This is a genomic window from Pseudomonas sp. KNUC1026 (genome assembly GCF_021650705.1).
Taxonomy (GTDB): domain Bacteria; phylum Pseudomonadota; class Gammaproteobacteria; order Pseudomonadales; family Pseudomonadaceae; genus Aquipseudomonas.
Map to the genome: position 1 here is coordinate 3,156,338 of NZ_CP087138.1, position 25,726 is coordinate 3,182,063.

The following is a 25,726-nucleotide window of genomic DNA, read 5'->3' on the forward strand; positions in this document are numbered from 1 at the left end:
ATGGCCCGCCTCTGGCGGGCTTTTCTTTGTCTGTGAATTGGCGACGCAAGCTGAAAGGCCATTTTCACTGGGAGTTGACGCGCTTTTCACAGCAAGGCGGGCATCCTGCAACCAGCTCCTCATTATTGTTGCTTCCAGCCCGCGTTCCCCAGGCGGGCTTTTTTCTGCCTGCGATTTACCAATTTCACGAATGTTCAGGCAAACAAAAAGGGCGACCCTTTCGGATCGCCCTTCAAGTGCCCGCAACGCGGGGCTTCGGATTTGGTAGGCACAATTGGACTCGAACCAACGACCCCCACCATGTCAAGGTGGTGCTCTAACCAACTGAGCTATGTGCCTGCTGTGGCGCGGCATTCTACGGGTTTTGCCGGCACTGTCAAGGGCTGTGTCACGGCAGCTTCAGCCTGGCCCCGCCTGGATGTTTGTTCACCTGCGCCCATGGCAGCACCGGCCACTCTGGCGATTCGCACGAGCGCATCACCCGAGCGAAATACGGCCCCAGGTACAGCCCCTTCTCGGTGAAATGCCAGGAAGGGAACGTCCACACCTGCGCGTCGGTGTAATCACAGTCGTCTTCGCTCTTCGGTGCCTCCATGTCGCTGGGATACAACTTCGTGAAGGCCTTGAGCAGCCAGGGAACCAGCTTCTGCTCACGGTATTGGCTCAAAGCGTCGAAGTCCTTGCTTTCGCTGCCGTCTTCAAAGTGCCGAGCCGGGCCGTCGCCGACCCAGAGCACGTCTTCCAGGGTCAGTTCCTGCCCCGTTTCGACCGAAAGGCTCAGCCCGGAATCACCTGCATCAGGGTGTGCGCCGCCGCAATAATAGCCAGTGCTGATGTTCAGGCTGACGACCGATGCGGAGAAGTAGGTGGGCGCCACACTCTGGGTGTAATCGAAATTCTCGCCACCGGTGGCCTGGCAGCTGTGCCAGGTCACTACCTCGGCCAGCAAGCGGTCGCGCAGCACGGCATTTAGCCGCTGGCGCTGTGCATCGGTGTAGCCGCTGCTCAGTTGCGGCATGCGCAGGCCCGTGACCGGTTCATCGAGCCACTGCAGGCTATACCCCATGAAACTGCCTTGCTTGCCGGGCTTGAGCGGGGTTTGCAGCAGCCGCAGGTAATCGTAAGGGGCCTTCTCGCGCTGCTCAGCCATGAAGGCACCTGCGCCATCGGGGAGCGGCGGCACCTGTGCCTTGGCCAGGGTTACAGGCAGTTGCTTGCCCTTGGCGCCCTGCCATTGCCCGGCCCAGCCGCCGTTGGTGCGCTTGAGCAGCAGCTGTGCCTTGGGCCCGTCGGTGAAACGATCGCCCTCGTCCAGCGCCAGCTCGTCACCCTTGAGCGTGCCGGCCAGAGGCAGGTCCTTATGGAATTTTTCATAGAAATAACGCCCGGTGGCCTCGCTGCCGTCGGCGTCGATCTCTACCACGATCGGCATCTTGCCCAGGGTACCGCTGAACACCTCGGGGGCTGCCTGCAGTGCCGGCGCCAGTGCCCACAATGCCAGGGCGTAATACTTGGTTTTCATGGCCATCCTTGCTGAGGGAAGTTGGCCGGCATTTTAAGGCGGCGGGCGCCACCGTCAATTGACGGTGTGCACAGCCTTCAATTGGGAAAACAGCACCTGCCCACCCTCGCTGCTGTAGCCGGTGTTGTCCTGGGTGTAGACGCCAGCCTTGAAGTACAGGGTTTCGTTTTTCCAGGCCGAGCCGATCTTGGTGCTGTAGCCCTTGTTGCGCGCAGTAACGGACAGGTCGCCGCGGGTGCCCAGATGGATCATGTAATTGAAACGGGTGTTCATCGGCACATCCTCGGCCACAGTGATCACCTGCGCATGCTTCTCGCTGGGCGTACGCCGCAGCTTGGCGACGATCTTGCCGGTCTTGTAGCCGTCGCTGTACTGGTATTCCAGCTTGAGCAAAGGGCGAGTGCTTTCATAGCAGTGGATCTGGCCGATCACCACTTTCCCGGAAGACGGCACTTTGCTGACCGTCACCTGCGCGCGCAGCATGTTGTTGGCTTCGGTGTACTTCCAGTTGCGCAACTGGCCGTCCTTGAAAGTCTCGCGCAGCTCGGTACGGGGGTAGATGGCATTGGCGGTCTTGGCCCCGGTCACCGGTGCCCAGAAGAACAGCTGGCCATGCTTGGAATTGAAATACTTGTCGTTGTAACCAGAGGTCAACTGCGGCGTTTCGACAGTTTTCGGCGGGCTTCCCACGGGGATGCTGAGGTTCCACACGGCGAGGTCGATCATGACGGTTGGGCCTTGTAAAAGAGCTGTATAACGACGTCCTTGACAGAGGAGGTGTGATCGTCCGGATCAGAGAAGGCAGGTTTTATAAGAGCAATCCGAAACGATGGAAAGATTTATTTCGATTCGAAATAAAGGCCATTCGCCAGCCTAGCAAAATGCAATTACGACCAAACGCCCAGCCTTCCACGTGTCTACCTGAAATTGCCGTTCGTCGGCGAATACGTCGATTTGTTGAACCCGCCGTTAACAAATCATGACGCCAATATTCCGGTGTCATAAAGCCATCACTTTTAACCTGTACAAAGGTGCCAGGTTTTCCAGGCCCGCAGGTTGCCGCCGTGTCCATACTGTTTCGCTTCAAGCGCCCCCTCAATTGCTGCGTCGGCTGAGCATCGGCCGCCGCCTTTTCGCCGGTTTCGGCATTACTGCGCTGCTGGTCGCGGGCCTGGGTGGCTTCTGCCTGTGGCAGATGCAGGGCATCCGCGCTCAGGGCGAGCGGGTCGAGCAAGGCCCGATGACCAGCATCGCCCAGGCCGACGCCATCGCACTGGACCTTGCCAAGCTGCGAGGCGAGGCGCTGATGCTGCAAGCGCACGCCAATGATCCCGCCGAGCTGGTTAACCGCAAGATCAACGTCGAGCAGTTGAGCAACTCGCTGAACGCTGCATTCAACGAATACCTGGGGCGCATCCCGGCCGGTGCCGAGCAGGATTCGGTGAAACTGCTGCGCGATGCCTACTTGCCCTTTCTGGAGTCGGTGAAAAAAGGCATCACCCTGGTGGAAAGCAAGCAGATCGACGACGCCGTCGCCCAGACCGGCATGGCCCTGGACATCCAGGGCGGGCTGATGGACATGCAGGTGCAACTGCTGCGCGAGCTGAACAAGCAGACCAGCGCCGAAGCGTTGGCGCAGGCAGCCAGCAACGCCCGCCAGGCACGCATCGTGGTACCGGCGATGCTGGGCGCAACGTTGGTGTTGATGCTGTTGCTGGCCTGGCGCCTGACGGTGAGCATTACCCGCCCGCTGCGCCAGGCGCTGCAGGTGGCGCGCACCGTGGCATCCGGCAATCTGGCTCAGCCTGTACTGGCGGCAGGCACGGATGAGGCCGCGCAGTTGCTCGGCGAGCTGGGCCACATGCGTGATCAGTTGCACAGCGTACTCAGCCAGATCGGCGGAACAGTCGGCCGGCTGAACTCGGCCACTCAGGAAATGGGCGCGATCATGCACGACAGCGCCGAAGGCATGCACCTGCAATACAGCGAGATCGAGCTCGCGGCCACGGCAGTCACGCAGATGACCCAGGCGGTCGAGGAAGTGGCCGGCAACGCGGTATCGACCTCCACCGAGTCGCGCAACTCCAGCGAGGCGGTGCGCAAGGGCCAGCAACAGCTGGACGACACCATGCACGACATCGGCCGCCTGGCCGATCAGGTGCAGAGCGCCGCCGAGCAGGCACGCAACCTGGCCGAACAGACCCAAGGCATCAATAAAGTGCTGGATGTCATCCGTGCGGTGGCCGACCAGACTAACCTGCTGGCACTCAACGCGGCCATCGAGGCGGCTCGCGCCGGTGAAGTGGGCCGCGGTTTTGCCGTGGTGGCCGATGAGGTGCGCGGGCTGGCGCACCGTACCGGAGTGTCGACGCGCGAGATCGAGCAGATGATGGAAGGCATTCACCATGGCACCGGCCAGGCCGTGCAAGCCCTTGCCGACAGTGCCTCGCAGGCCGGGCAGACACGCCAGCGCGCGCAAGCGGCGCGTGATGTACTGGGTGACATTTCTCGCTCGGTGGCCGGCATCGACGAGCGCAACCAGGTCATCGCCAGCGCAGCCGAACAGCAGGCTCAGGTGGCGCGGGAAGTGGACCGAAACCTTGTACGCATTCGTGACCTGTCGATGCAGAGCGCCCATGGTGCCGAGCAGACCAGCCAGGCGAGCCAGGAGCTGGGCCGCATCGCCGCCGAGCTCGATGCCACCATGGCGCGCTTTGCCCTGTAGGCAAGCCTCAGCCGCCGGTCACCTGGTTCACCAAAACCTCACCGCGGGCCAGGCGATCGATGTTCTCGGCAATGACCCGGTAGCGCCGCTCGAACAGGCCGTGGGTCCAGCCCGAGATGTGTGGGGTGCAGAACGCGTTGGGCAACGTTTCGAACGGCTGCTGCGCTGGCTGCACCGCATCGCCCTCCCCCGCCGGGTACTGATACCAGACATCCAGAAATGCGCGTGCGATGCGCTCGTCCCGGAGCGCCTGGTACAGCGCCTGCTGGTCGACCACAGCGGCGCGAGCGATATTGACCAACACTGCATCACGGCGCATCGCAGCCAATTGGGCGCTGCCAAAGGCGCCACGCGTGTGCTCGTTGAGCGGGCAACTGAGCACTACGAAGTCAGCCCGGGGCAACTGTGCGAGCAGCTCAGCCTCGGTGTAGGCCTCATCCATCGGCCCCTCTACACGGCCATCGCGAGCGCGGCTGGAGATGGCAATCACACGAATGCCGAACGCGCGGGCGCGCACTGCCACCGCCTGGCCGATGCGGCCGAAGCCCAGGATCAACAGCGTCTTGCCGTACAACTCGCCGCGCGGCCTGCGGCTCAGGTAGGCCTCGGAGAAGGTAGCGCTGTCGAACGCAGCGCCCACCCGCGCCAGGCCGATCTGATGTTCCAGCAGGCAGGCCATGGCGTACTCCGCCATCGGGATTTCGTGCTCGAACACGTTGCATACCTGGCAACCTTCTGGCAGCACCGCGAAGTCGATGCCATCGAGCCCCGCGCCAGGCACGTGCAGCAGGCGAAAGCGCGGTGCCGGTGCAGCGCGCTTGAAGCGCATCGCTACAAGCACATCGGCGCCTTCGATCTGCTCGTCCCAGGCTGCAGATTCATGCGCCTGGCGTGGCAGCGCCACGAACCGGGATGGGGTTTGCAACGCAGCGGCCAGTTCCGCTTGATGAGTGGCGGCTTCGCCGATCATGACGATCTTCATATGGATTCCTTTGAGCGATGCATCATTGGCCTGGCTGTGCGCCGACCAGTGAGGTCTTCAGTTGCAGGCGCTGGATCTTGCCCACCAGCACCAGGTAACACAGGATGGCGCCGACCGCATGGGCAGCGATGAACACCAGGGCGATGGAGAAGTTGCCGGCGTCGCTGACCAGATAGCCAATGATGATTGGCGTGACGATGCCGGCGATATTGCCGAAACCATTGAACAGCGAGCCGGCCAGGCCCGAGGCCTCCTTGGGCACCACGTCCGACATCACCCCCCAGCCTTGGGCCCCGAAGCCCTTGCCGAAGAATGACGCGGCCATCAGGGTGACAACCAGCCATTCGGTGTCGATGTAGTTGCAGATGATCATCGAGGTGCACAACAGCATGCCGGCCACCAGCGGGATCTTGCGCGCCGCGCTCAGGGAAAAGCCCCGGCGCAGCAGCCAGTCGGAAAACACACCGCCCAGCACCCCGCCCAGGAAGCCGGCGATGGCGGGGATTGCGGCGATGATGCCGGCCTTGAGGATCGACATGCCGCGGTCCTGGACCAGGTAGATGGGGAACCAGGTCAGGAAGAAGTAGGTGAGCGTGGTGACGCAGTACTGGCCCAGGAAGATGCCGGCCATCATGCGGTTGCGCACGATCTCGCCTACGCATGCCCAGGTGCGCACGCTGCCTTCTTCGCCCTTCTTGCGCCGGGTGTTCTCGGGGCTGTCCATATCGACCACCGCGCCGCCTTCGACGATGTAGTCAAGCTCCGCCTGGTTCATCCGCGGATGCTGGCGCGGCGCGTGGATCACTTTGAGCCAGATGCCCATGGTCACGAAGCCAAGGGTGCCCATCAGCAGGTACACGTACTGCCAACCGAACTCCTGGGTGATCCAGCCCATCAGCGGGGCGAAGATGACCTTGGCGAAGTACGAAGAAGACGTGAACAGCGCCGAGGTAGTGCCACGTTCCGAGGCCGGGAACCAGGTTGCGACCACCCGGCTGTTGGCTGGAAATGCCGGCGCCTCTGCAATGCCGATCAGAACGCGCAGCAGAAACAGCGCAGCGATGCCTACGGCTGCCGGCAGGCCGATGACGAAGCCCATGGTGAAGGTCAATGCCGACCACAGGCCGAAGCTGACGGCGTAGACGCGCTTGGAACCGTAACGGTCGAGCAGCCTGCCGCCAGGGATCTGCGCGAGCACGTAGGTCCAGGCAAAAGCCGAGAACAGGTAGCCGAGCGTGACTGGCGACAATCCCATGGATTTCTGAATGGCTACGCCGGTGATCGACAGCGTGGAGCGGTCGGCATAGTTCATGGCTGTCATGAAGAACAGCATGGCCATAATGCCGTAGCGCACGCGGGTGGCCTTGGCGGCCTGAGCGGTCGACTGGTTGATGGTATCGCTACCATCTGCAGCGGCCGCTGGAACGGAGTCAGTCTTGGACATGTCTGGGCCCTGGGCTGGGTGTTGTATTTATTCTTCGCGCTGGCCACCGTCGAACGATGGTAACGCAACCATCCACGCCCGAAACACTATGCCCTTTACGGCCGCCACGCAAGCCTCTGCCTACAGGCTGCTGCCTCGGGTGATGATCTGAAAGCCGATATCGCGGCACGCCGGGCCGCAGTCGCCGCCGTTGAGGCGGGCCAGCAACAGGTTGGCGGCGGCGGTGCCCATGCTCTGCCCGTCGATGCGCACCGTGGAGAGTGCCGGCCAGGTGTGGGCGGCAAAGCCCATGTCACCGAAACCGATCACGGCCAATTGCTCAGGCACCTTCAGACCGCGCGCTGCCGCCTCGGTGAGCACACCGTGGGCGATGGTGTCGGAGGTGCATACCACCATCAGCGGCTGCTCGCCGATGGGCATGTGCGCGAGTATCCGGCCAAGCCCCTCGCGCCCTTGTGCAAGGCTCGGCAGGCCGCTGAAGCGTTCGGTGTACGCCACAGTCATATTCGCGTCAGCAAGGGCCTGGCTGAACGCCTCGCTGCGCCGCGAGCCGCGGGGGTCACCTACCTGCACCACGGCGAACCGCTGGTAACCCCGGCCGAGCAGGTGGCTGGCCAATTGCTCACCTACCTGCTCATGGGAAAACCCCACCAGCATGTCGATCGGGTCATCGGTGAGGTCCCAGGTCTCGACCACGGCGACGCCATTGGCGCGCAAGCGCTGGCGGCTGGCCTCGGTGTGCAAGGTGCCGGTGAGGATGATGCCATCGGGCCGGCGACTGAGAATGACCTCCAGCAGCTCCTGCTCCCGGGCCGCTTCATAGCCGCTCATGCCCAGCAGCACTTGATAGTTGGCGCTGGCCAACCGCTCGGTGATGGCCTGGAAGGTGTCGGAGAAAATCGGGTTGGTGAGCATGGGCACGATCACCGCCACCAGCCGGCTGCGGTTCGAGGCCAGGGCACCGGCGACGCGGTTGGGTACATAGCCGGTCAGCTCGATGGCCTTGAGGACCTTTTCGCGGGTTTGCTCGCGCACGGCTTCGGGCTGGTTGAGCACCCGCGACACGGTCATGGGTGCGACACCTGCCAGCTTTGCCACATCGATGAGCGTGACACCACCGGTGTGGCGCCCACTGAGAGATTTAGGAGGCATAAGCACCTTGCCAGAAGCGGAGGCCGCATCCTACCCTGCCCCGCCCGGCCCCGCCAGCCAGCCAGCCCTGCGTGGCGGCACAGGCTTTGCACGGGCAGCCGTTGTGCTTGCCCCCGTCAGGAGTTCGACCTTGCCGTTTTTCCCCGTTCACCGCCGCAAGCGGCTGCTGCTTGCCTTCGCCGCCCTGCTGATCGTGCTGCTGCCCTATGGCTGTTCTCGGCTGGCCTACAAGGAGCGCGAGCTGATCTTCAGCATCGAGCCGGGCACCGCCAGCTGGTTCAAGGGCTTGCCAGAGGGCGTCCAGCAGCTGGACATCCCGCTGCGCAGCGCCACCAGCAGCGCCCAGCACGTCCATGCCTGGTGGTGGCCGGCGCCTTCTCGCCAGGCGCCGGTCGCGCTCTATCTGCACGGCACCCGCTGGAACCTCACCGCTCAGTTGGGCCGTATCACCCAATTGCGCGCACTAGGCTTTTCAATCCTGGCTATCGATTACCGCGGCTTTGGCCAAAGCCCGGGCGATCTGCCGTCGGAGCGCAGCGTGTACGAAGACGCCCAAGCCGCCTGGCAACACCTCGCACAGCTGCAACCCGATGCCAGCCGGCGCTTCATCTATGGGCACTCGCTGGGCGGGGCGATCGCCACCGACCTCGCCAGCCGCATCGGCGGCGGCGAGCAGCCCGGCGCCGCAGGGCTGATCATCGAGTCTACCTTCACCGACATGGGCGCCGCCGCGCAGGCAGTGATCGGTACGTCCTTGCCGGTGCGCTGGCTGCTGTCGGAGAAATTCGACTCCATCGACAAGATCGCCCACATCGGCATGCCGGTGCTGATCGTCCATGGCACCGACGACCGCTACGTGCCCGACCGCTTCAGCCGCGAACTGTACGAAGCCGCCAAAGGGCCCAAGCAGCTGCTACTGGTGCCGGGCGGCACGCACAACAACAGCATGATCGTCGGTGCCAATGCCTATGCCCAGGCCCTGCAAGAGGTGTTCGGCATGAAGACGGCGCGCAACTAACCGGTGGGATCCACAGTCTGTGATTCATCCCGACACAGAGCTACCACCATGGAAAAACCGTCCGCCCTGGAAGAACAAACACCTGGCCTCTCCGCCGATGAGCAGGAGGAAGCCGAAGAGAACCAGCAACCTCGCGCAGCGGTGCTGCACGAGATCATCCGCGCCCAAGGCGACCACGAGCTGGAACGCAACTGGGTCGCACTGTTCTGGTCGGCATTGGCCGCTGGCCTCACCATGGGGTTGTCGCTCATGGCGATGGGCCTGCTGAGCGCTCGGCTGCCCGACTCTCCCGCAAGCCATGTGCTGGCAAGCTTTGGCTACAGTGCAGGCTTTCTCGGCGTAATCCTCGCGCGCCAGCAACTGTTTACGGAAAACACCATCACTGCCGTGCTGCCGGTGATGAGCTCCCCGTCATTTCTGAATTTCGGCCGCCTGGCGCGGCTGTGGGGCGTGGTATTGGTGGGGAACCTGGCCGGCACGCTGTTGGTGGGCTGGGTGATGTTGCGTTTGCCGATCTTCGACGCCAACACCGATGCAGCCTTCCTGGAAATCGGCCGCAAGGTCCTGGAAAACGACGCCGGTACCATGTTCGCCAAAGGCATCATCTCGGGCTGGATGATCGCTACCATGGTCTGGATGATTGCCGCGCTGGATCAGGCACGCATCTGGATGATCATCATGGTCACCTGGCTGATGGCCCTGGGCGAGTTCACCCACATCGTGGTGGGCTCGCTGGAGGTGGGCTACCTGGTGTGGGCCGGTGAGGCCGGCTGGCGGGAATTTCTGCTGCAGTTCGGCGGGCCGACACTGGCAGGCAATATCGTGGGGGGGACGTTCATCTTCACCCTGATCAGCCACGCCCAGATCAGAAGCGACCATGCTTCCCCCCGCAAGGAAGGCCCAGGCCGCAAGGCCTGAGCCCCCTTCACAGGCTTATTGCAAACGCCAGGTAGTGCCGCCCTTGCCGTCCTCGAGCACGACACCGAGGGCGGTGAGCTTGTCCCGGATACGGTCGGACTCTGCCCAGTTCTTCTCGGCACGCGCCGCCAGGCGAGCCTGGATCAGTGCTTCCACCTGTGCGGCATCGACACTGGCGCCGGCCCGCAGGAAGTCGTCAGCTTCCAGTTGCAGCACGCCAAGCAGGCCACCCAGCTCGCGCAAACGGCCAGCCAGGCCGGCAGCGGCCTCGGCATCCACTTCGCGCAGGCGGTTGATCTCACGCACCAGATCGAACAGCACGGCGCATGCTTCAGGTGTGCCGAAGTCGTCGTTCATGGCTGCGGTGAAACGCTCGACGAATGCCTCGCCGCCAGCCGGCGCCACGCGCGGCAGGCCCTTGAGCGCATTGTAGAAACGCTCCAGCGCAGCCTTGGCGTCGCGCAGGCTCTCTTCGGAGTAGTTGATCGCGCTGCGGTAATGGCTGGACACCAGCAAGTAGCGCACCGTTTCGGGGTGATAGCTTTCGAGCACGTCGCGGATGGTGAAGAAGTTGTTCAACGACTTGGACATCTTCTCGCCGTCGATACGGATCATCCCGCAGTGCATCCAGCGCGCCGCGTACAGCTTGCCGGTGGCAGCTTCGCTCTGGGCGATCTCGTTCTCGTGGTGCGGGAACTCCAGGTCGCTGCCACCGCCGTGGATGTCGAAGGTGTCCCCAGGCAGCAGGTAGACATCACCGAGCACTCGATATGCCAACCCGGCCGGCCGGGGCCCCAGGGTGATTCCCAGCTCGGCTCGCCGGGCTTGACGCCCTTCCACAGCACGAAGTCGAGCGGGTCCTGCTTGGCCTCGTCGACCTCGATGCGCGCACCGATGCGCAGGTCTTCGATCTTCTTGCGCGAGAGCTTGCCGTAGCCCTGGAACTTGCCGACGCGGTAATACACGTCGCCGTTGCCCGGCGCATAGGCATAGCCTTTGTCGATCAGGGTCTGGATCATCGCGTGCATGCCCGGGATGTGGTCGGTGGCACGCGGTTCCTGGTCGGGGCGCAGGATACTCAGGCGCGCTTCATCCTCGTGCATCGCCGCGATCATGCGTTCGGTCAGGGCGTCGAACGGCTCGCCGTTGGCCTGGGCGCGGTTGATGATCTTGTCGTCGATGTCGGTGATGTTGCGCACGAAGGTCAGGTCGTAACCGCTGTAACGCAGCCAGCGGTTGACCAGGTCGAAAGCCACCATGCTGCGGCCATGGCCGAGGTGGCAGTAGTCGTACACGGTCATGCCGCACACGTACATGCGCACCTTGTTGCCATCGAGCGGGGTAAAGGCTTCCTTGGTTTTCGTCAGCGTGTTGTAAACGGTCAGCACGGCCAGTCAGCTCCAGGAGTCACGCAGGGTCACGGTCAGGTTGAAGACCGGTTTGGCGGCGGTGTGGTCTTTGAGGTCCGCGCAGAAGTAACCCTCGCGCTCGAACTGGAAGCGATCTTCAGGTGCCGCCTGAGCCAGCGACGGCTCCGCACGGCAACCGGCCAGCACGCTCAGCGAGCCCGGGTTGATGTTGTCCAGGAACGTGCCGCCTTCTTCGGTTTTTTCCGGGTTGGGCGAGCGGAACAGGCGGTCGTACAGGCGCACTTCGCATTCGACAGAAGCAGCAGCCGGCACCCAGTGGATCACGCCCTTGACCTTGCGGCCTTCGGGGTTCTTGCCCAGGGTGTCGGGGTCGTAGCTGCAGCGCAGCTCGACGATGTTGCCGTCTGCATCCTTGACGGCCTCGTCGGCGCGGATCACGTAGGCGCCGCGCAGGCGCACTTCGCCACCGGGCTCCAGGCGCTTGTAGCCCTTGGGCGGCTCTTCCATGAAGTCTTCACGGTCGATGTACAGCTCGCGGGCGAACGGCAGCTGGCGGGTGCCCATGTCCTGCTTGGGATGGCGCGCCAGCTCCAGGGTTTCGACCTGGCCTTCCGGGTAATTGGTGATCACCACCTTCAGCGGCCGCAGCACGCACATGGCGCGCGGCGCGTTGTGGTCCAGGTCTTCGCGGATGCTGAATTCGAGCATGTTCATGTCGACCACACCGTCGGAGCGGTTGGTGCCGATCATGTCGCAGAAGTTGCGAATCGACGCCGGGGTGTAGCCACGGCGGCGGAAGCCCTGCAGGGTCGACATGCGCGGGTCGTCCCAACCGGTGACGTGTTTTTCGTCGACCAGTTGCTTGAGCTTGCGCTTGCTGGTGATGGTGTAGTTCAGGTTGAGCCGGGAAAACTCGTACTGGCGCGGTTTGCACGGCACCGAGAGGTTGTCGAGGAACCACTCGTACAAAGGCCGGTGGCCTTCGAACTCAAGGGTGCAGATCGAGTGCGTTACCCCTTCGATGGCGTCGGACTGGCCATGGGTGAAATCGTAGTTGGGGTAGATGCACCATTTGTCACCGGTCTGGTGGTGGTGGGCATGGCGAATGCGGTAAAGGATCGGGTCGCGCAGGTTCATGTTCGGCGAGGCCATGTCGATCTTCGCCCGCAGCACGCGTGCGCCGTCTTCGAATTCGCCGGCCTTCATGCGCGCGAACAGGTCGAGGCTTTCTTCGACGGGGCGGTCGCGGAACGGGCTGTTCTTGCCAGGCTCGGTCAGGCTGCCGCGGTACTCACGGGCCTGTTCCGGGGTGAGGTCGCATACGTAAGCCTTGCCGGCCTTGATCAGCTCCACCGCCCAGTCATGCAACTGGTCGAAGTAGTCGGAGGCATAGCGCGGCTCGCCCGCCCACTGGAAGCCCAGCCACTGTACGTCGCTCTTGATCGCGTCGATGTACTCCTGGTCTTCCTTGGCCGGGTTGGTGTCGTCGAAGCGCAGGTTGCAGGCGCCCCCGAATTCCTGGGCCAGGCCGAAGTTCACGCAGATCGACTTGGCATGCCCGATGTGCAGGTAGCCATTTGGCTCCGGCGGGAAACGGGTGACGATGGCGGTGTGCTTGCCGGCGTCCAGGTCGGCCTGGACGATCGGCCGCAGGAAGTTGGTGGGCGCCACGGGGGCCTTGGCGGCGGAACTGTCGGCGGTAGGCTTGCTCATAGAATCCTTGAATACGGGTGTGCCAGCTATAACAAAGCGCTTATCATAGCCGAAGCTGTCAAGCCACTGACAGGCCGGCGCGGTGCCGCGCCGCCCTGCCCCTGAATTTTCGACAAGAGTACTGCATATGTCCCAGGTCAAGCTCATCACCAACCACGGCGAAATCGTCCTCAAGCTCGACGAGGCGAAGGCGCCTGAGACCGTGGCGAACTTCGTCCAGTACGTCAAGGACGGCCACTACAACGGCACCGTGTTTCACCGCGTGATCAACAACTTCATGATCCAGGGCGGCGGTTTCGCACCGGGCATGGAGCAGAAGAAAACTCGCGCCAGCATCAAGAACGAGGCCAACAACGGCCTGAAGAACAAGAAGTACAGCATTGCCATGGCCCGCACCATGGAGCCTCATTCGGCTTCGGCGCAGTTCTTCATCAACGTCGGCGACAACGACTTCCTCAACCACAGCGCGCCCACTGCACAGGGTTGGGGCTACACCGTGTTCGGTGAAGTGACCGAAGGCCAGGATGTGGTCGATAAAATCAAGGACGTTCCTACCGGTTCCAAAGCCGGCCATCAGGATGTTCCCAAAGAAGACGTGATCATCGAGACCGCAGAGATCATTGAGTGATTCTGCTGGTTTCCGATCTGCACCTGCAGGAAGAACGCCCGGACATCACCCGGGCGTTTCTGGATTTTCTCGGTGGCCGCGCCCGCGGCGCCGAGGCGCTCTACATCCTTGGCGATTTCTTCGAAGTCTGGATCGGCGATGACGCCACCAGCCCTTTCCAGGACAGCATCGCCCAGGCGCTCAAGGCGCTCGCGGAGCAAGGCACACGCCTTTACCTGATGCATGGCAATCGTGATTTTCTCATTGGCCAGCGTTTCTGCCGCGCTGCCGGCTGCACGCTGCTGGCCGATCCCAGCGTGGTGAACCTGGGCGGCGAGCCGGTGCTGCTGATGCACGGCGACCTGCTCTGCACCCGTGACGAGCGCTACCAGAAGATGCGCCGTATCCTGCGCAACCCCGTCGTGCTCTGGATGCTCAAGCACCTGCCCGTCGCCACTCGGCGCAGGCTCGCACGCAAGTTGCGCAACGAAAGCCGCCAGCAGACGCGCATGAAGGCCAGTGACATCGTCGATGTAACGCCCGACGAAGTCGCCCAATGCATGGCCCGCCACGGCACGCACACGCTGGTGCACGGCCATACTCACCGCCCGGCGATCCACCACTTGCTGGTGGAGGGCCAGGCCGCCCGGCGCATCGTGCTCGGCGACTGGGACCAGCAAGGCTGGGTGCTGGAAGTCGGCGCCAATGGCTGGCATCTGGACCCTTTCGACCTCGCACCGGCGCCCTGAGGCCCGAACCACAGGCACAGTCCCATGCCCACCAACATCATCACCCGCGAAGGTTTCGACGCGCTCAAGCAAGAGCTCGATCATCTGTGGCGTGTCTACCGGCCCGAGATCACCCAGAAGGTGGCCTGGGCCGCGTCACTGGGGGATCGCAGCGAGAACGCCGACTACCAGTACAACAAGAAGCTGCTGCGCGAAATCGACCGCCGCGTGCGCTACCTGCGCAAGCGCCTGGAGGACACCAAGGTCGTGGACTACGCCCCGGAACAGGAAGGCCGAGTGTTTTTCGGCGCCTGGGTGGAGATCGAGAACGACGACGGCGAAACCAAGTACTTCAGGATCGTGGGTTACGACGAGATCTACGGGCGCAACGACTACATTTCCATCGATTCACCCATGGCCCGCGCCCTGCTCAAAAAGCAGGAAGGCGACGACGTGCTGGTACAGGTACCCGGCGGCGAAGCCACCTGGTACATCAACCGCATCCACTACGGCGCCTGAACCCGCCAGCGTGTCACGGCGCGTCCGGCCTGCTATCTTGCCGGTGCCGTGGCGAGGTATGGCGCCACGTTTGCCGCCGGCATCGGCCGGCCGAACAGGTAGCCCTGGCCGTACTGGCAGCCCCGGTGCGCCAGCCAGTCCGGCAGGTAAGGTGTGTTGGTGTTCTCGATCCCCTCGGCAGTGACCTCGATCTGCAGGCTGCGGGCCATGCCAAGAATCGCATCGGCCATTTTCAGACCGTGGGCCTGGCCGTGTTCGAAGAACGACTGGTCGATCTTGATCTTGTCGATCTCCAGCCGCGCCAGGTGATACAGCCCGCTGTAGCCGGTGCCGAAGTCGTCCAGTGCAACGGTGATGCCTTGCGCACGCAGCACACACAGGTTGCGCCGCGCGGCATCGAGATTCTCCACCAGTGCCTGCTCGGTGATCTCGACCTCCAGCCGCTCAGGCGCAAAGCCTGCTTTTTTCAATTGCTCGACCAACTGATCGGCAAAGAAGGGCTCCACGATCATCTGCGAAGTCAGGTTCAGCGACAGCTTGATGTGCGCCGGCCAATCTGCAGCGATGGCACAAGCTTTGGCCAGTACCTGGTAGGTCATCTCGGGTATCCGCCCCAGAGCCTGGATCACCGGGATGAAGTCGCCCGGCATCACCGGCTCATCGCCCGGCCTGACCCAGCGCGTCAGGATTTCGAACCCGACCGGCGCCTGTTTGGGCAATTCCACGATCGGCTGGAAATAAGGCTCGAACTCGCCCAGCGCCAGGCCCATCAACAGGCGCTCTTCGAGGTGGCGCCGGTCGCGCTCCATCGCCTCATGGCCTGAGTCATAGAAGCTGTAGCGTGCTCGGCCGGTGCGCTTGCCCCAATACATAGCGTTGTCGGCCTTGTGCAAAAGCTCCGAGGGCGTCTTGGCATCCTGAGGCGCACGCGCGATACCTACCGTCGCCCCCACTTGCAGGGCACGGCCCTCCAGCATGATAGGGGCGTACAGCGCAGTGATCAGATGTTCGGCGAAGGCTTCCAGGCCCGCGCGCTCCCAGCGGCCGATGTGCACAAGGGAAAACTCATCGCCTCCCAACCGCGCTGCAGTAGCGCCGTGGGCCTGGGCGACAGTGTTCAGGCGCCGGCCGGTTTCAGCGATCACATAGTCCCCGCAGCCATGGCCGTAGGTGTCATTGATCACCTTGAATTTGTCCAGGTCGATGAGCATCACCGTGGTCGGCTCGCCCGCCTCCAGGCAATGCGCCAGTTGCTTCATGAAAAAACGGCGATTCACCAGGCCGCTCAGCTCGTCGACACGTGAAACGTGTTCGGACTGTTCCTTGGCGATGCGCAGCTCGCGATAGCCCATGCGGGTGTTGGCAATCAGCTTTTTCAGAAGGATCGAGGGCGAGATGATCGACAGGCCCGCGAACAGCGTCGAGGTCACCACGAAACGCCAGCGTTCGCAGTTCTGCGAGGCTTCGTCGTAAGGCAAGCCAATCCACTGCGAGAGCAGCCGCTCGAAATAGAATTCCCACACGATAGCGATGCACAGCGTAGTGAGCAGGGTTACAGCCACCAGCAACCACAGGCGAAAAGGCCGCCTCAACGTCAGGTCAAACATGGAAAACCTCCGCATACGCGGGCGTATGGCAGTGGGCACCTGTCGTCGAATGGATCGCACGGGGGCCCGGGGCCGCTGGGGTAGCGTGTCGAACGGATCCCTGTCGTTGAAAGCAACCTTGCGCACTACAGACTAACGCCGCAGCGCAAAGTGCCATCATTATGGCACTATCTTTAAAAGTCGCCCATAGCCTGCATGCCAACTGCCGACGAAACGGTGGTGCGCGCGACGAATGCCCGGCTGCCATGCGATACTGCGCCGCTCGTTGGCACATCAGGATTGCCGTGGCCAGAAAATCCCGCAGGAGCCTCGCGCTGCCTGAAAGCGCCGCATTACCAGTCACTGTCACGGATGTGGCCAAACAGGCCGGTGTGTCGCCGATTACTGTCTCGCGCGCACTGCATCGCCCTGAGCTGGTCAGCAAGGCTACCCGCGAGCGCGTGCTGGAAGTGGTCCGCCGCATGGATTACCGGCCAAACCTGCTCGCTGGCAGCCTGGCTACCAGCCGCAGCCACCTGGTGGCGATTCTGTTGCCGACCATCGCCAATTCCATCTACGCCAACGTCGTCCACACAGCCATCGACCGCCTGACCGAGGCCGGTTATCAGTCGTTGATCGGGCCAACCGGTTATTCGGCCGAAGAAGAAACACTGCTGGAGGCGATTCTCGGCCGCCGCCCCGACGGCATCATCCTGACCGGCACGTTGCATACGCCCGCGTGCCGTGATCGCCTGGCCAACGCAGGGGTGCCGGTGGTCGAGGCCTGGGACCTGTCGGATCACCCACTGGACATCCAGGTCGGGTTCTCCCATGAGGCGGTGGGCAAGCAGGTGGCCGAGCATTTTCTTGCCAAAGGCTGCCTGCGCCAGGCAATCGTTTCGGTAGACGACCCTCGGGCACGTCGGCGCAATCAGGGATTGAAGCAGGCGCTGCTCGATGCGGGCGCCCCGCAGATGCCGGAAGTCATCCTGCCACTGCCATCCACATGGGAAGTGGGCCGCCGTGGCCTGGCTACGCTTCTGAACACCGACCCCGCCCCACCTGACCTTGTATTCTGCAGTTCCGACACCGTTGCCTTGGGCGTTATCGCTGAGGCCAGCAGCCGCGGCTTGCGGGTGCCGCAAGACCTGCGCGTGCTCGGGTTCGGCGACACTCAGAATGGCCGCTTCGCCTGGCCGGCGCTGTCTACGGTGAGCGTCAACTCCCCCGCCATGGGCGAGCAAGTCGCTCTGGCGCTGTTGCGTCGCTTCGCTCAGCAGCCTACCGAGAATCGTGTCGATACCGGCTTTGAGCTCATAGAACGCGCCAGCACCTGACCGCCTGTAAAAAAACTCAGCGAGGGGGGTTGAATGATAACGTTATCTGCCTATGATGATACGGCCATTGTTGTACGACGACTAACAACGTACGTGTGACACCCGCACCGCCCCGCCAGACAAAAACAATTCGTGGGAGCTTCATCATGCAAAGCACCAAGCAGTCCCGCGTTCGCTATCTGATCCTGTTCATGCTGTTCCTGGTGACCACGATCAACTACGCCGACCGCGCCACCATCTCCATCGCAGGCTCAAGCATCCAGAAGGAATTGGGCATCGATGCCGTTTCGCTGGGTTATATCTTCTCCGCCTTTGGCTGGGCCTATGTGATCGGCCAGATCCCGGGTGGCTGGCTCCTCGATCGTTTCGGTTCGAAGAAAGTCTATGCCGCCGGCATCTTCCTGTGGTCGGTGTTCACCATCGCGCAAGGGTATGTCGGTGAGTTCGGTACCGGCGTGATCGTCGCGTCGCTGTTCTGCCTGCGCATGCTGGTGGGCCTGGCTGAAGCCCCTCATTCCCGGGCAACGCGCGCATCGTGGCGGCCTGGTTCCCTACCAAAGAGCGCGGTACCGCCTCTGCGGTGTTCAACTCGGCGCAGTACTTCGCGACTGTGCTGTTCGCGCCGATGATGGGCGCCATCGTCTACCACTGGGGCTGGCAGCATGTGTTTCTGGTGATGGGCGCGCTGGGGATCGTGATCTCGGTGGTCTGGATGTTCACCATCTACAGCCCCAAGGATCACCCGAAGATCAACGCTGCCGAATACGACTACATTGCCCAGAACGGCGCGCTGGTCGAGCTCGATCAGCCAGGCGCGAAAAAGGACGCAGGCCCCAAGTGGAGCTACATCGGCCAGTTGCTGAGCAACCGGATGATGGCAGGCATTTACCTGGGCCAGTTCTGCATCAACGCCCTGACCTACTTCTTCCTGACCTGGTTCCCGGTGTACCTGGTGCAGGAACGCGGCATGACCATCCTCAAAGCCGGCTTCATCGCCTCGCTCCCTGCGGTATGCGGCTTTATCGGCGGGGTGCTGGGCGGGATCATTTCCGACTGGTTGCTGCGCCGTGGCAATAGCCTGAGCGTCGCGCGCAAAGTGCCGATCGTGGGCGGCATGCTGCTGTCGATGAGCATGATCCTGTGCAACTACGTCGATGCCGACTGGATGGTGGTGGGGTTCATGGCCCTGGCATTCTTCGGCAAAGGCATCGGCGCCCTGGGCTGGGCAGTGATGTCGGACACCGCGCCCAAGGAGATCGCAGGCTTGTCGGGCGGGCTGTTCAACATGATCGGCAACCTCTCGTCGATCAGCACCCCGATCATCATCGGCTACATCATTGCCTCGACCGGCTCGTTCAAGATGGCCCTTGTATTCGTAGGGGTGAACGCTTTCATCGCCGCGTTCAGCTATCTGTTCATCGTTGGCGACATCAAGCGGATCGAACTCAAGGGGGTCACCCGTGACGCGCCTGCCGAGGACGGCAAGGCGCCGGTGGCGCGCTGAGGTACACACTCGCGGGCGCTGCAGGCTGGGTAACGAGCTTCACCCAGTTACTGAGGGCCCCTTGAGGCAGATGACAAGCAAAGAGGGCGCCCGCAGGCGCCCTCTTTCGTTCAGGCCACCGGTACTGGTGGCGGCTGGTCGGGGATAGTCGGCTCACCTGGTTCGGTGGGTGGCTCCGGCTGGGCCGGATAGGGGACATCCGGATCAGGCTGGCCCGGCATACCGCCGGCCTGGTACGTCGCCAGAGGGTTGGCGAGCAGCGTCCATGCCATCATGCCGATCTGGTTCGGCTGCAGATGTGCGAGTGTCGCACGGATGGTTGGGTCGAGCTTCATAGGCACTCCTGGGTCGTTGGCCTGCGCTGCGCATGGGTGCGCATCGCATGGCGACTATTCTTGGAGTACGAGAATGAGCGCAAATTCCCCCGCCTCATCAGCCTGAGGCGATTGTCAGGTTCTCGGCAGCGTTACACCGCGCTGGCCCTGATACTTGCCGCCGCGGTCCTTGTAGGACACTTCGCACTCTTCATCGGACTCAAGGAACAGCATCTGCGCCACGCCTTCATTTGCGTAGATCTTCGCCGGCAGCGTGGTGGTGTTGGAGAACTCCAGGGTCACGTGGCCTTCCCACTCGGGCTCGAGCGGAGTGACGTTGACGATGATGCCGCAACGGGCGTAGGTGCTCTTGCCAAGGCAGATGGTCAGCACGTTGCGCGGAATGCGGAAGTACTCGACGGTACGCGCCAGGGCGAAGGAGTTGGGCGGGATGATGCACACGTCGCTCTTGATGTCGACGAAGCTGCCGGCGTCGAAGTTCTTGGGGTCGACCGTGGCGCTGTTGATGTTGGTGAACACCTTGAATTCGTCGGCACAACGCACATCGTAGCCGTAGCTGGAAACGCCGAAGGAGATCAACCGGTCAGCGCCCTCGCCGCGCACCTGGCGCTCGACGAACGGCTCGATCATGCCGTGCTCTTGCGCCATGCGACGAATCCACTTGTCCGATTTGATGCTCATTTGCGGGGGCCCTGAATTAGCGAAAAGAACGAAATTGCGCGCATCTTACCGGCGCACGCAACGCAGCGCAAAAGACACGGCGCACAAGGGCATTGGCAGGGCTGTCGAAAACGGTTAAGGTGGCGCCACTGTGATGCTACGTGTCGCTGAGAATGACTGCACGATGTTAGGTTTCGATATCTCCATCTACAAGAATTTTTCCGCTCTTTGCACTCAGTCGCGTCTGGGGATGTTCCCGAGCGCTGTTAACTTAGTCCAAGGAGACTGATTCAAATGTCCAACCGTCAAAACGGTACCGTCAAGTGGTTCAACGATGAGAAAGGCTACGGCTTCATCACTCCGGAAGCTGGTGACGACCTGTTCGTTCACTACAAGGCCATCGAATCCGAAGGCTTCAAGAGCCTGAAAGAAGGCCAAGCGGTCAGCTTCGTTGCTACCCGCGGCCAGAAAGGCATGCAAGCCGAGCAAGTTCGCGTAGCCTAAGCTTCGCGGCACTGCCCAGGAAGAACCCGCCAATCGGCGGGTTTTTCTTTTGTACGCCGTGTAACGGACGCCGTGTAATGGACGCCGTGTAGCCGGCGCCCCCTCCGGCCTCAGCCGTCAGTCATCACTCACCGTGATGGTCGGCATCTGCGGCGCCTGCGCCGCCTGGCGCACGATGCGCGCGCCCACCTGGCGGGCCAGTTGCTGATAAGTCATGGCAATCAGGCTTTCGGGCTCTGCCACCACGGTAGGCCGGCCGCTATCGGCCTGTTCCCGAATCGCCATGGCAAGCGGCAACGAGGCCAGCAGCTCGACCCCGTACTGCGCCGCCAGCTTTTCTCCGCCACCCTCACCGAACAGGTGCTCGGCATGGCCGCAATTCGAGCACACGTGCACGGCCATGTTTTCCACTACGCCCAACACCGGGATGTTGACCTTTCGAAACATCTCGACGCCCTTGCGCGCGTCCAGCAAAGCGAGGTCCTGCGGCGTGGTCACTACCACCGAACCTGCGACCGGGACTTTCTGCGACAGGGTCAGCTGAATGTCGCCGGTGCCTGGCGGCATGTCGATGACCAGATAATCGAGGTTATCCCAGGCGGTCTGGGTAATCAGTTGCAACAGCGCTCCCGAGACCATCGGCCCACGCCAGACCATAGGCGTGTTGTCGTCCGTCAGGAAGGCCATGGACATCACCTCGACCCCGTGCGCCTTGATTGGCACGAACCACTTCTGCTCGCGCACCTGCGGGCGTGTGCCCTCGGCGATGCCGAACATGATGCCCTGGCTTGGGCCGTATATGTCGGCATCGAGAATCCCCACACGAGCACCTTCGCGGGCCAGCGCCAGGGCCAGGTTCGCTGCCGTGGTCGATTTGCCGACCCCGCCCTTGCCCGAGGCCACGGCGATGATGTTCTTGACGTTGGCCATCACTGGTATCTGCGCCTGGGCCTTGTGGGCAAGCACCTCGGTGCGCAGTGTCACCCTGGCGCTCGTTACGCCGGCCAACTGCTCCAGGCCAGCCTGCAAGGTCTGCGCCCAGCCCGGATGGAACTGCGCGGCCGCATAGCCCAGGCACAGCGCCACCTCGACCTGGTCGCCACTGACCTCGATACGCTCCACGCAACCGGCGCTGACCGGGTCCTGCTCGAGATAGGGGTCGGTGTATTGGCGAAGGGCCGCTTCGACGGCGGCACGGGTGACAGCGCTCATGGGGGCTCCGGAAAGGTCTGCTTGCACATTGGCCGCCTATGCTAACGCCAAAGGGCACACGCGCCTGCCCCGCAGGGTGAAGAAAACCGCCTGCCGAGATATAGTTGCCGGTCACGTTCCACACCACAGTAGCCGCCAACCATGTCCGAGCCCCGCAAGATTCTCGTTACCAGCGCCCTGCCCTACGCCAATGGTTCGATCCACCTTGGCCATATGGTCGAGTACATCCAGACCGACATGTGGGTGCGCTTCCAGAAGATGCGCGGCAACCAGTGCTACTACGTCTGCGCCGACGACACCCACGGCTCGGCAATCATGCTGCTGGCCGAAAAGCGCGGCATCACGCCCGAGGCGCTGATCGACGGCGTGTGGGCGGAGCACAGTACCGACTTCGCCGACTTCATGGTCGAATTCGACAACTACTATTCCACCCACTCGCCGGAAAACCGCGAGCTGTCGGCCGAGATCTACCGCCGGTTGCGCGAAGCAGGCTACATCGCTACCCGTTCGGTCACCCAGTATTTCGACCCTGAAAAACAGATGTTCCTGGCCGACCGTTTCATCAAGGGCACCTGCCCCGAATGCAACGCCGAGGATCAGTACGGCGACAACTGCGAAAAATGTGGCGCCACCTACGCCCCCACCGAGCTGAAGAACCCACGCTCGGCAGTGTCCGGGGCCACGCCCGTGCTGCGTGATTCCGAGCACTTCTTCTTCCGCCTCACCGCCTTCCAGCAGATGCTGCAGCAGTGGACCCGCAGCGGCACCCTGCAGGAGCCGGTGGCCAACAAGCTCGCCGAGTGGCTCGACAGCGGCCTGCAAGACTGGGACATTTCTCGCGACGCTCCCTACTTCGGCTTCGAGATCCCGGATGCGCCAGGCAAGTATTTCTACGTATGGCTCGACGCCCCGGTCGGCTACATGGCCAGCTTCAAGAACCTCTGCGCCAAGCGCCCGGAGCTGGACTTCGACAGTTTCTGGAAAGAGGGCTCAGAGGCCGAGCTCTATCATTTCATCGGCAAGGACATCGTCAACTTCCATGCCCTGTTCTGGCCAGCCATGCTCGAGGGCGCCGGCTATCGCAAGCCCACTGCGGTGAACGTGCACGGCTACCTCACCGTGAACGGGCAGAAGATGTCCAAGTCGCGCGGCACCTTCATCAAGGCGCGCACGTATCTGGACCATCTCTCGCCCGAGTACTTGCGTTACTACTACGCCTCCAAGCTGGGCCGCGGCGTCGACGACCTGGACATGAACCTCGATGACTTCGTGCAGAAGGTCAACTCCGACCTGGTAGGCAAGGTCGTCAACATCGCCAGCCGCTGTGCGGGCTTCGTGCACAAAGGCAATGGTGGGCGGCTGGTGGCTGAAAACGCGGCGCCGGAACTTGCCGCCCAGTTTCAGGCCGCCGCACCGTCGATCGCCGAGGCTTACGAGGCTCGCGACTTTGCCCGTGCCATGCGCGAGATCATGGCGCTGGCTGACCGCGCCAACGCCTGGATCGCCGAATGCGCCCCTTGGTCGCTGGCCAGGCAGGAAGGCCAGCAGGCCGCCGTGCAGGCGATCTGCGCAACCGGTATCAACCTGTTCCGCCAGCTGGTGATTTTCCTCAAGCCGGTGCTGCCGAACCTGGCCCGTGATGCCGAAGCTTTCCTCAACGAGCCAGCGCTGGAATGGGCAGGCCATACCAAATGGCTGGCCGACCACCAACTCAACCCGTTCAAGGCCCTGATGACGCGAATAGAGCCGGCCAAGGTCGAAGCGATGGTCGAGGCGTCACGTGAAAGCCTGGCCGCCGCACCCGCCGCCCCTACCGGCAACGGTGAGCTGGCTGCCGACCCGCTGGCTGCCGAGATCGACTTCGATGCCTTCGCCGCCGTCGACCTGCGTGTGGCGAAGATCCTCAAGGCCGAAGCAGTGGAAGGCGCTGACAAGTTGCTACGCCTGACGCTGGATATCGGCGACGAACAGCGCAACGTGTTCAGCGGCATCAAGAGTGCCTATCCAGACCCGTCTGCGCTGGAAGGCCGGTTGACCATGATGATCGCCAACCTCAAGCCGCGGAAGATGCGCTTCGGCGTTTCGGAAGGCATGGTACTGGCCGCAGGCCCCGGGGGTTCGGAGATCTACCTGCTCAGCCCGGACAGCGGTGCCAAGCCAGGCCAGCGCATCAAGTAATGCCCACGCCCCGGCATCTGCCGGGGCTTTTCGCCTGAACACACGACCATGACCCTGATCCAACACATCGACGCACGGCTGCCGCAAACCCAATGCGGCAAGTGCGGCCATGCCGGCTGTCGCCCTTATGCGCAGGGCATCGCTGGCGGCGAACCCATCAACCGCTGCCCGCCCGGCGGTGAAGAAACCATCGCCAGCCTGGCGCAGCTGTTGCAATTGCCTGTCATCGCGCTGGCCCCCGAGCGGGGCAAGGCCCCGGCGCAGGTGGCTTACATCCGTGAAGCGGAATGTATCGGTTGCACCAAATGCATTCAGGTGTGCCCGGTGGATGCGATCGTTGGCGCGCCGAAGCTGATGCATACCGTGCTCAGTGATGAATGCACCGGCTGCGACCTGTGCCTGGCGCCCTGCCCCGTCGACTGCATCGACCTGCTGCCGCTGCACGGCGACGGCCCAACGCCCATGGTCGGAGGCAGCGCCGATACGCCCGAACAATGGCAAGCCCGCGAAAGCCGACGCCAGCGTGCCCGTGCGCGCTTCGAGCAGCGCAACCGCCGGCTGCAGCGTGAAGAGGAGCGTAAGCGCAGTGAACGTGCCAAGCGCCTGGCGGGCCCTGAGCCCTCCCCGGCCGCCTCGTCGCCCCTTGCAGGCACCTCTGGTAACGAGCAGGCAATCAAGCAGGCGAAGATCGCTGTCGCCATGTGCCGGGCACAACTCGTGCGCTCGCAGAAGGCCTTTGGCGAGGCACCATCGCCCCCGCAGCAGCAAGTGTTGGCCACGCTCGCCCAGAGCCTGGTACAGGCCGAACACGAGCTTGCGCGCATTCAAGCACCTGCCGCCTGCATACCCGATCAGAAGAAAGCCAAGATCCAGCTGGCGATGGCGAAGGCTGATCTGGCGCGCCTTGAAACCTCGGGCACCGGCACGCCCCAGGCACTGGCTGAGGCGCGCTTGCGTGTCGAACAGGCGGGCCTTGCACTTTCCCCTATCGCCAAGCCTCAGAGCGCCCCATGAACGCTGCCAAACGCCTGGAAATCTTTCGCCGTTTCCATGATGACAACCCCGAGCCCAAAACAGAGCTGGCCTACAGTACGCCGTTCGAATTGCTGATCGCAGTGATTCTCTCTGCACAAGCCACCGACGTAGGCGTCAACAAGGCCACTGCCAAGCTGTTTCCAGTCGCCAACACGCCCGCCGCCATCTACGCACTCGGTGTCGATGGCCTCTCGCACTACATCAAGACGATCGGCCTGTACAACAGCAAGGCCAAGAACGTGATCGAAACCTGCCGCCTGTTGATCGAGCAGCACGCAGGCCTGGTGCCACAAGGCCGTGAGGCGCTGGAGGCGTTGCCGGGTGTAGGCCGCAAAACGGCCAACGTGGTGCTCAACACAGCATTCAGGCAACTGACCATGGCAGTCGACACCCACATTTTCCGGGTGGCCAACCGCACGCGCATCGCCCCCGGCAAGAACGTGCTTGAGGTCGAGCGCGGGCTGCTGAAGTTCGTACCCAAGGCTTACCTGCTCGACGCTCACCACTGGCTCATCCTTCACGGGCGCTACGTTTGCCAGGCACGCAAGCCACGCTGCGGCAGTTGCCGAATCGAGGATCTGTGTGAATACAAGGCCAAGACGTCCGACGATTGATTTTTCTGAAGAAAATCGAAACCTCAATTGAAAAACTTTTGTACCGCCGCTTTTTTTGTCGCT

Annotated in this window: 21 protein-coding genes, 1 tRNA gene and 3 pseudogenes; 13 read left to right on the forward strand and 12 right to left on the reverse strand. The window is 62.7% G+C overall.

The features are described from left to right. Nucleotides 1-262: 262 nt before the first annotated feature. From LN139_RS14570 to LN139_RS14580, 3 genes are all read right to left on the reverse strand, one after another. A tRNA-Val gene (locus LN139_RS14570) sits at nucleotides 263-339 on the reverse strand. A 49-nt stretch (nucleotides 340-388) separates the two neighbouring features. Beyond that, nucleotides 389-1,522, reverse strand: coding sequence for a hypothetical protein (locus tag LN139_RS14575; protein WP_236354589.1), 1,134 nt, complete (start codon nucleotides 1,520-1,522; stop codon nucleotides 389-391). Between the two features lie 54 nt (nucleotides 1,523-1,576). Next, nucleotides 1,577-2,248, reverse strand: a complete 672-nt coding sequence (locus LN139_RS14580) for a polysaccharide lyase family 7 protein (RefSeq protein ID WP_236354590.1) — start codon at nucleotides 2,246-2,248, stop codon at nucleotides 1,577-1,579. 253 nt (nucleotides 2,249-2,501) lie between these two features. On the opposite strand from LN139_RS14580, the pseudogene LN139_RS25760 reads away from it, so the two are divergent. Both LN139_RS25760 and LN139_RS25765 read left to right on the forward strand, forming a co-directional pair. Then, nucleotides 2,502-3,389, forward strand: a pseudogene (locus LN139_RS25760) (MCP four helix bundle domain-containing protein); the annotation flags it as partial. 102 nt (nucleotides 3,390-3,491) lie between these two features. After that, nucleotides 3,492-4,247: a methyl-accepting chemotaxis protein gene (locus tag LN139_RS25765; RefSeq protein WP_442964442.1), complete on the forward strand. Its 756-nt coding sequence runs from the start codon at nucleotides 3,492-3,494 to the stop codon at nucleotides 4,245-4,247. A 7-nt stretch (nucleotides 4,248-4,254) separates the two neighbouring features. Here the strand turns inward: LN139_RS25765 and LN139_RS14590 are convergent, their stop codons facing one another. The 3 genes from LN139_RS14590 to LN139_RS14600 form a co-directional block, all read right to left on the reverse strand. Next, nucleotides 4,255-5,229, reverse strand: coding sequence for a 2-hydroxyacid dehydrogenase (locus LN139_RS14590; RefSeq protein ID WP_236354596.1), 975 nt, complete (start codon nucleotides 5,227-5,229; stop codon nucleotides 4,255-4,257). A gap of 22 nt (nucleotides 5,230-5,251) precedes the next feature. Next, complete coding sequence (locus LN139_RS14595; protein ID WP_442964321.1) at nucleotides 5,252-6,673, reverse strand: MFS transporter; 1,422 nt, start codon at nucleotides 6,671-6,673, stop codon at nucleotides 5,252-5,254. Between the two features lie 120 nt (nucleotides 6,674-6,793). Next, nucleotides 6,794-7,825: a LacI family DNA-binding transcriptional regulator gene (locus tag LN139_RS14600; protein ID WP_236354600.1), complete on the reverse strand. Its 1,032-nt coding sequence runs from the start codon at nucleotides 7,823-7,825 to the stop codon at nucleotides 6,794-6,796. 130 nt (nucleotides 7,826-7,955) lie between these two features. Between LN139_RS14600 and LN139_RS14605 the strand changes: the two genes are divergently transcribed. Further along, complete coding sequence (locus LN139_RS14605) at nucleotides 7,956-8,843, forward strand: alpha/beta hydrolase (protein ID WP_236354601.1); 888 nt, start codon at nucleotides 7,956-7,958, stop codon at nucleotides 8,841-8,843. Between the two features lie 48 nt (nucleotides 8,844-8,891). Continuing rightward, nucleotides 8,892-9,761, forward strand: coding sequence for a formate/nitrite transporter family protein (locus LN139_RS14610; RefSeq protein ID WP_236354602.1), 870 nt, complete (start codon nucleotides 8,892-8,894; stop codon nucleotides 9,759-9,761). Nucleotides 9,762-9,776: 15 nt separating this feature from the next. On the opposite strand, the pseudogene cysS reads toward LN139_RS14610, so the two are convergent. Further along, a pseudogene (cysS, locus tag LN139_RS14615) lies at nucleotides 9,777-11,149 on the reverse strand (cysteine--tRNA ligase). 6 nt (nucleotides 11,150-11,155) lie between these two features. Beyond that, nucleotides 11,156-12,844: a glutamine--tRNA ligase/YqeY domain fusion protein gene (locus LN139_RS14620; protein ID WP_236354603.1), complete on the reverse strand. Its 1,689-nt coding sequence runs from the start codon at nucleotides 12,842-12,844 to the stop codon at nucleotides 11,156-11,158. A 127-nt stretch (nucleotides 12,845-12,971) separates the two neighbouring features. Here LN139_RS14620 and LN139_RS14625 point away from each other — a divergent pair, with 127 nt between their 5' ends. The 3 genes from LN139_RS14625 to greB are packed head-to-tail and all read left to right on the forward strand — an operon-like array spanning nucleotide 12,972 to nucleotide 14,698. Next, the gene (locus LN139_RS14625; protein ID WP_236354604.1) at nucleotides 12,972-13,472 is read left to right on the forward strand and encodes a peptidylprolyl isomerase; all 501 of its coding nucleotides are present in this window, start codon (nucleotides 12,972-12,974) and stop codon (nucleotides 13,470-13,472) included. Beyond that, a complete protein-coding gene (lpxH, locus tag LN139_RS14630; protein ID WP_236354609.1) occupies nucleotides 13,469-14,200 on the forward strand; it encodes a UDP-2,3-diacylglucosamine diphosphatase in 732 nt (243 codons plus the stop codon). The genes LN139_RS14625 and lpxH overlap by 4 nt, the downstream gene beginning before the upstream one ends. Nucleotides 14,201-14,224: 24 nt before the next feature. Then, nucleotides 14,225-14,698: a transcription elongation factor GreB gene (greB, locus tag LN139_RS14635; RefSeq protein WP_236354610.1), complete on the forward strand. Its 474-nt coding sequence runs from the start codon at nucleotides 14,225-14,227 to the stop codon at nucleotides 14,696-14,698. A gap of 32 nt (nucleotides 14,699-14,730) precedes the next feature. Here greB and LN139_RS14640 read toward each other — a convergent pair whose 3' ends face one another. Further along, complete coding sequence (locus LN139_RS14640) at nucleotides 14,731-16,305, reverse strand: putative bifunctional diguanylate cyclase/phosphodiesterase (RefSeq protein ID WP_236354611.1); 1,575 nt, start codon at nucleotides 16,303-16,305, stop codon at nucleotides 14,731-14,733. 284 nt (nucleotides 16,306-16,589) lie between these two features. Between LN139_RS14640 and LN139_RS14645 the strand changes: the two genes are divergently transcribed. Both LN139_RS14645 and LN139_RS14650 read left to right on the forward strand, forming a co-directional pair. Further along, entirely contained in the window at nucleotides 16,590-17,621 is a 1,032-nt protein-coding gene (locus LN139_RS14645) for a LacI family DNA-binding transcriptional regulator (protein ID WP_236354613.1), read from the forward strand. Between the two features lie 146 nt (nucleotides 17,622-17,767). Continuing rightward, nucleotides 17,768-19,125: pseudogene (locus tag LN139_RS14650) on the forward strand (MFS transporter). Between the two features lie 110 nt (nucleotides 19,126-19,235). On the opposite strand, the gene LN139_RS14655 reads toward LN139_RS14650, so the two are convergent. Both LN139_RS14655 and dcd read right to left on the reverse strand, forming a co-directional pair. Further along, nucleotides 19,236-19,460 (reverse strand): hypothetical protein, encoded by a 225-nt coding sequence (locus LN139_RS14655; RefSeq protein ID WP_236354615.1) that lies wholly within the window; start codon nucleotides 19,458-19,460, stop codon nucleotides 19,236-19,238. A gap of 114 nt (nucleotides 19,461-19,574) precedes the next feature. Further along, entirely contained in the window at nucleotides 19,575-20,141 is a 567-nt protein-coding gene (gene dcd / locus LN139_RS14660; RefSeq protein ID WP_017902778.1) for a dCTP deaminase, read from the reverse strand. Nucleotides 20,142-20,414: 273 nt separating this feature from the next. Between dcd and LN139_RS14665 the strand changes: the two genes are divergently transcribed. Then, nucleotides 20,415-20,624, forward strand: coding sequence for a cold-shock protein (locus tag LN139_RS14665; RefSeq protein WP_236354616.1), 210 nt, complete (start codon nucleotides 20,415-20,417; stop codon nucleotides 20,622-20,624). A gap of 117 nt (nucleotides 20,625-20,741) precedes the next feature. On the opposite strand, the gene apbC is transcribed toward LN139_RS14665, so the two are convergent. Beyond that, nucleotides 20,742-21,836, reverse strand: a complete 1,095-nt coding sequence (gene apbC, locus LN139_RS14670; RefSeq protein WP_236354617.1) for an iron-sulfur cluster carrier protein ApbC — start codon at nucleotides 21,834-21,836, stop codon at nucleotides 20,742-20,744. Between the two features lie 141 nt (nucleotides 21,837-21,977). Here apbC and metG point away from each other — a divergent pair, with 141 nt between their 5' ends. The 3 genes from metG to nth are packed head-to-tail and all read left to right on the forward strand — an operon-like array spanning nucleotide 21,978 to nucleotide 25,663. After that, nucleotides 21,978-24,014, forward strand: a complete 2,037-nt coding sequence (gene metG / locus LN139_RS14675) for a methionine--tRNA ligase (protein WP_236354626.1) — start codon at nucleotides 21,978-21,980, stop codon at nucleotides 24,012-24,014. Between the two features lie 48 nt (nucleotides 24,015-24,062). Further along, entirely contained in the window at nucleotides 24,063-25,028 is a 966-nt protein-coding gene (locus LN139_RS14680) for an RnfABCDGE type electron transport complex subunit B (protein ID WP_236354629.1), read from the forward strand. Beyond that, nucleotides 25,025-25,663, forward strand: coding sequence for an endonuclease III (nth, locus tag LN139_RS14685; protein WP_236354631.1), 639 nt, complete (start codon nucleotides 25,025-25,027; stop codon nucleotides 25,661-25,663). The genes LN139_RS14680 and nth overlap by 4 nt, the downstream gene beginning before the upstream one ends. Nucleotides 25,664-25,726: the final 63 nt, after the last annotated feature.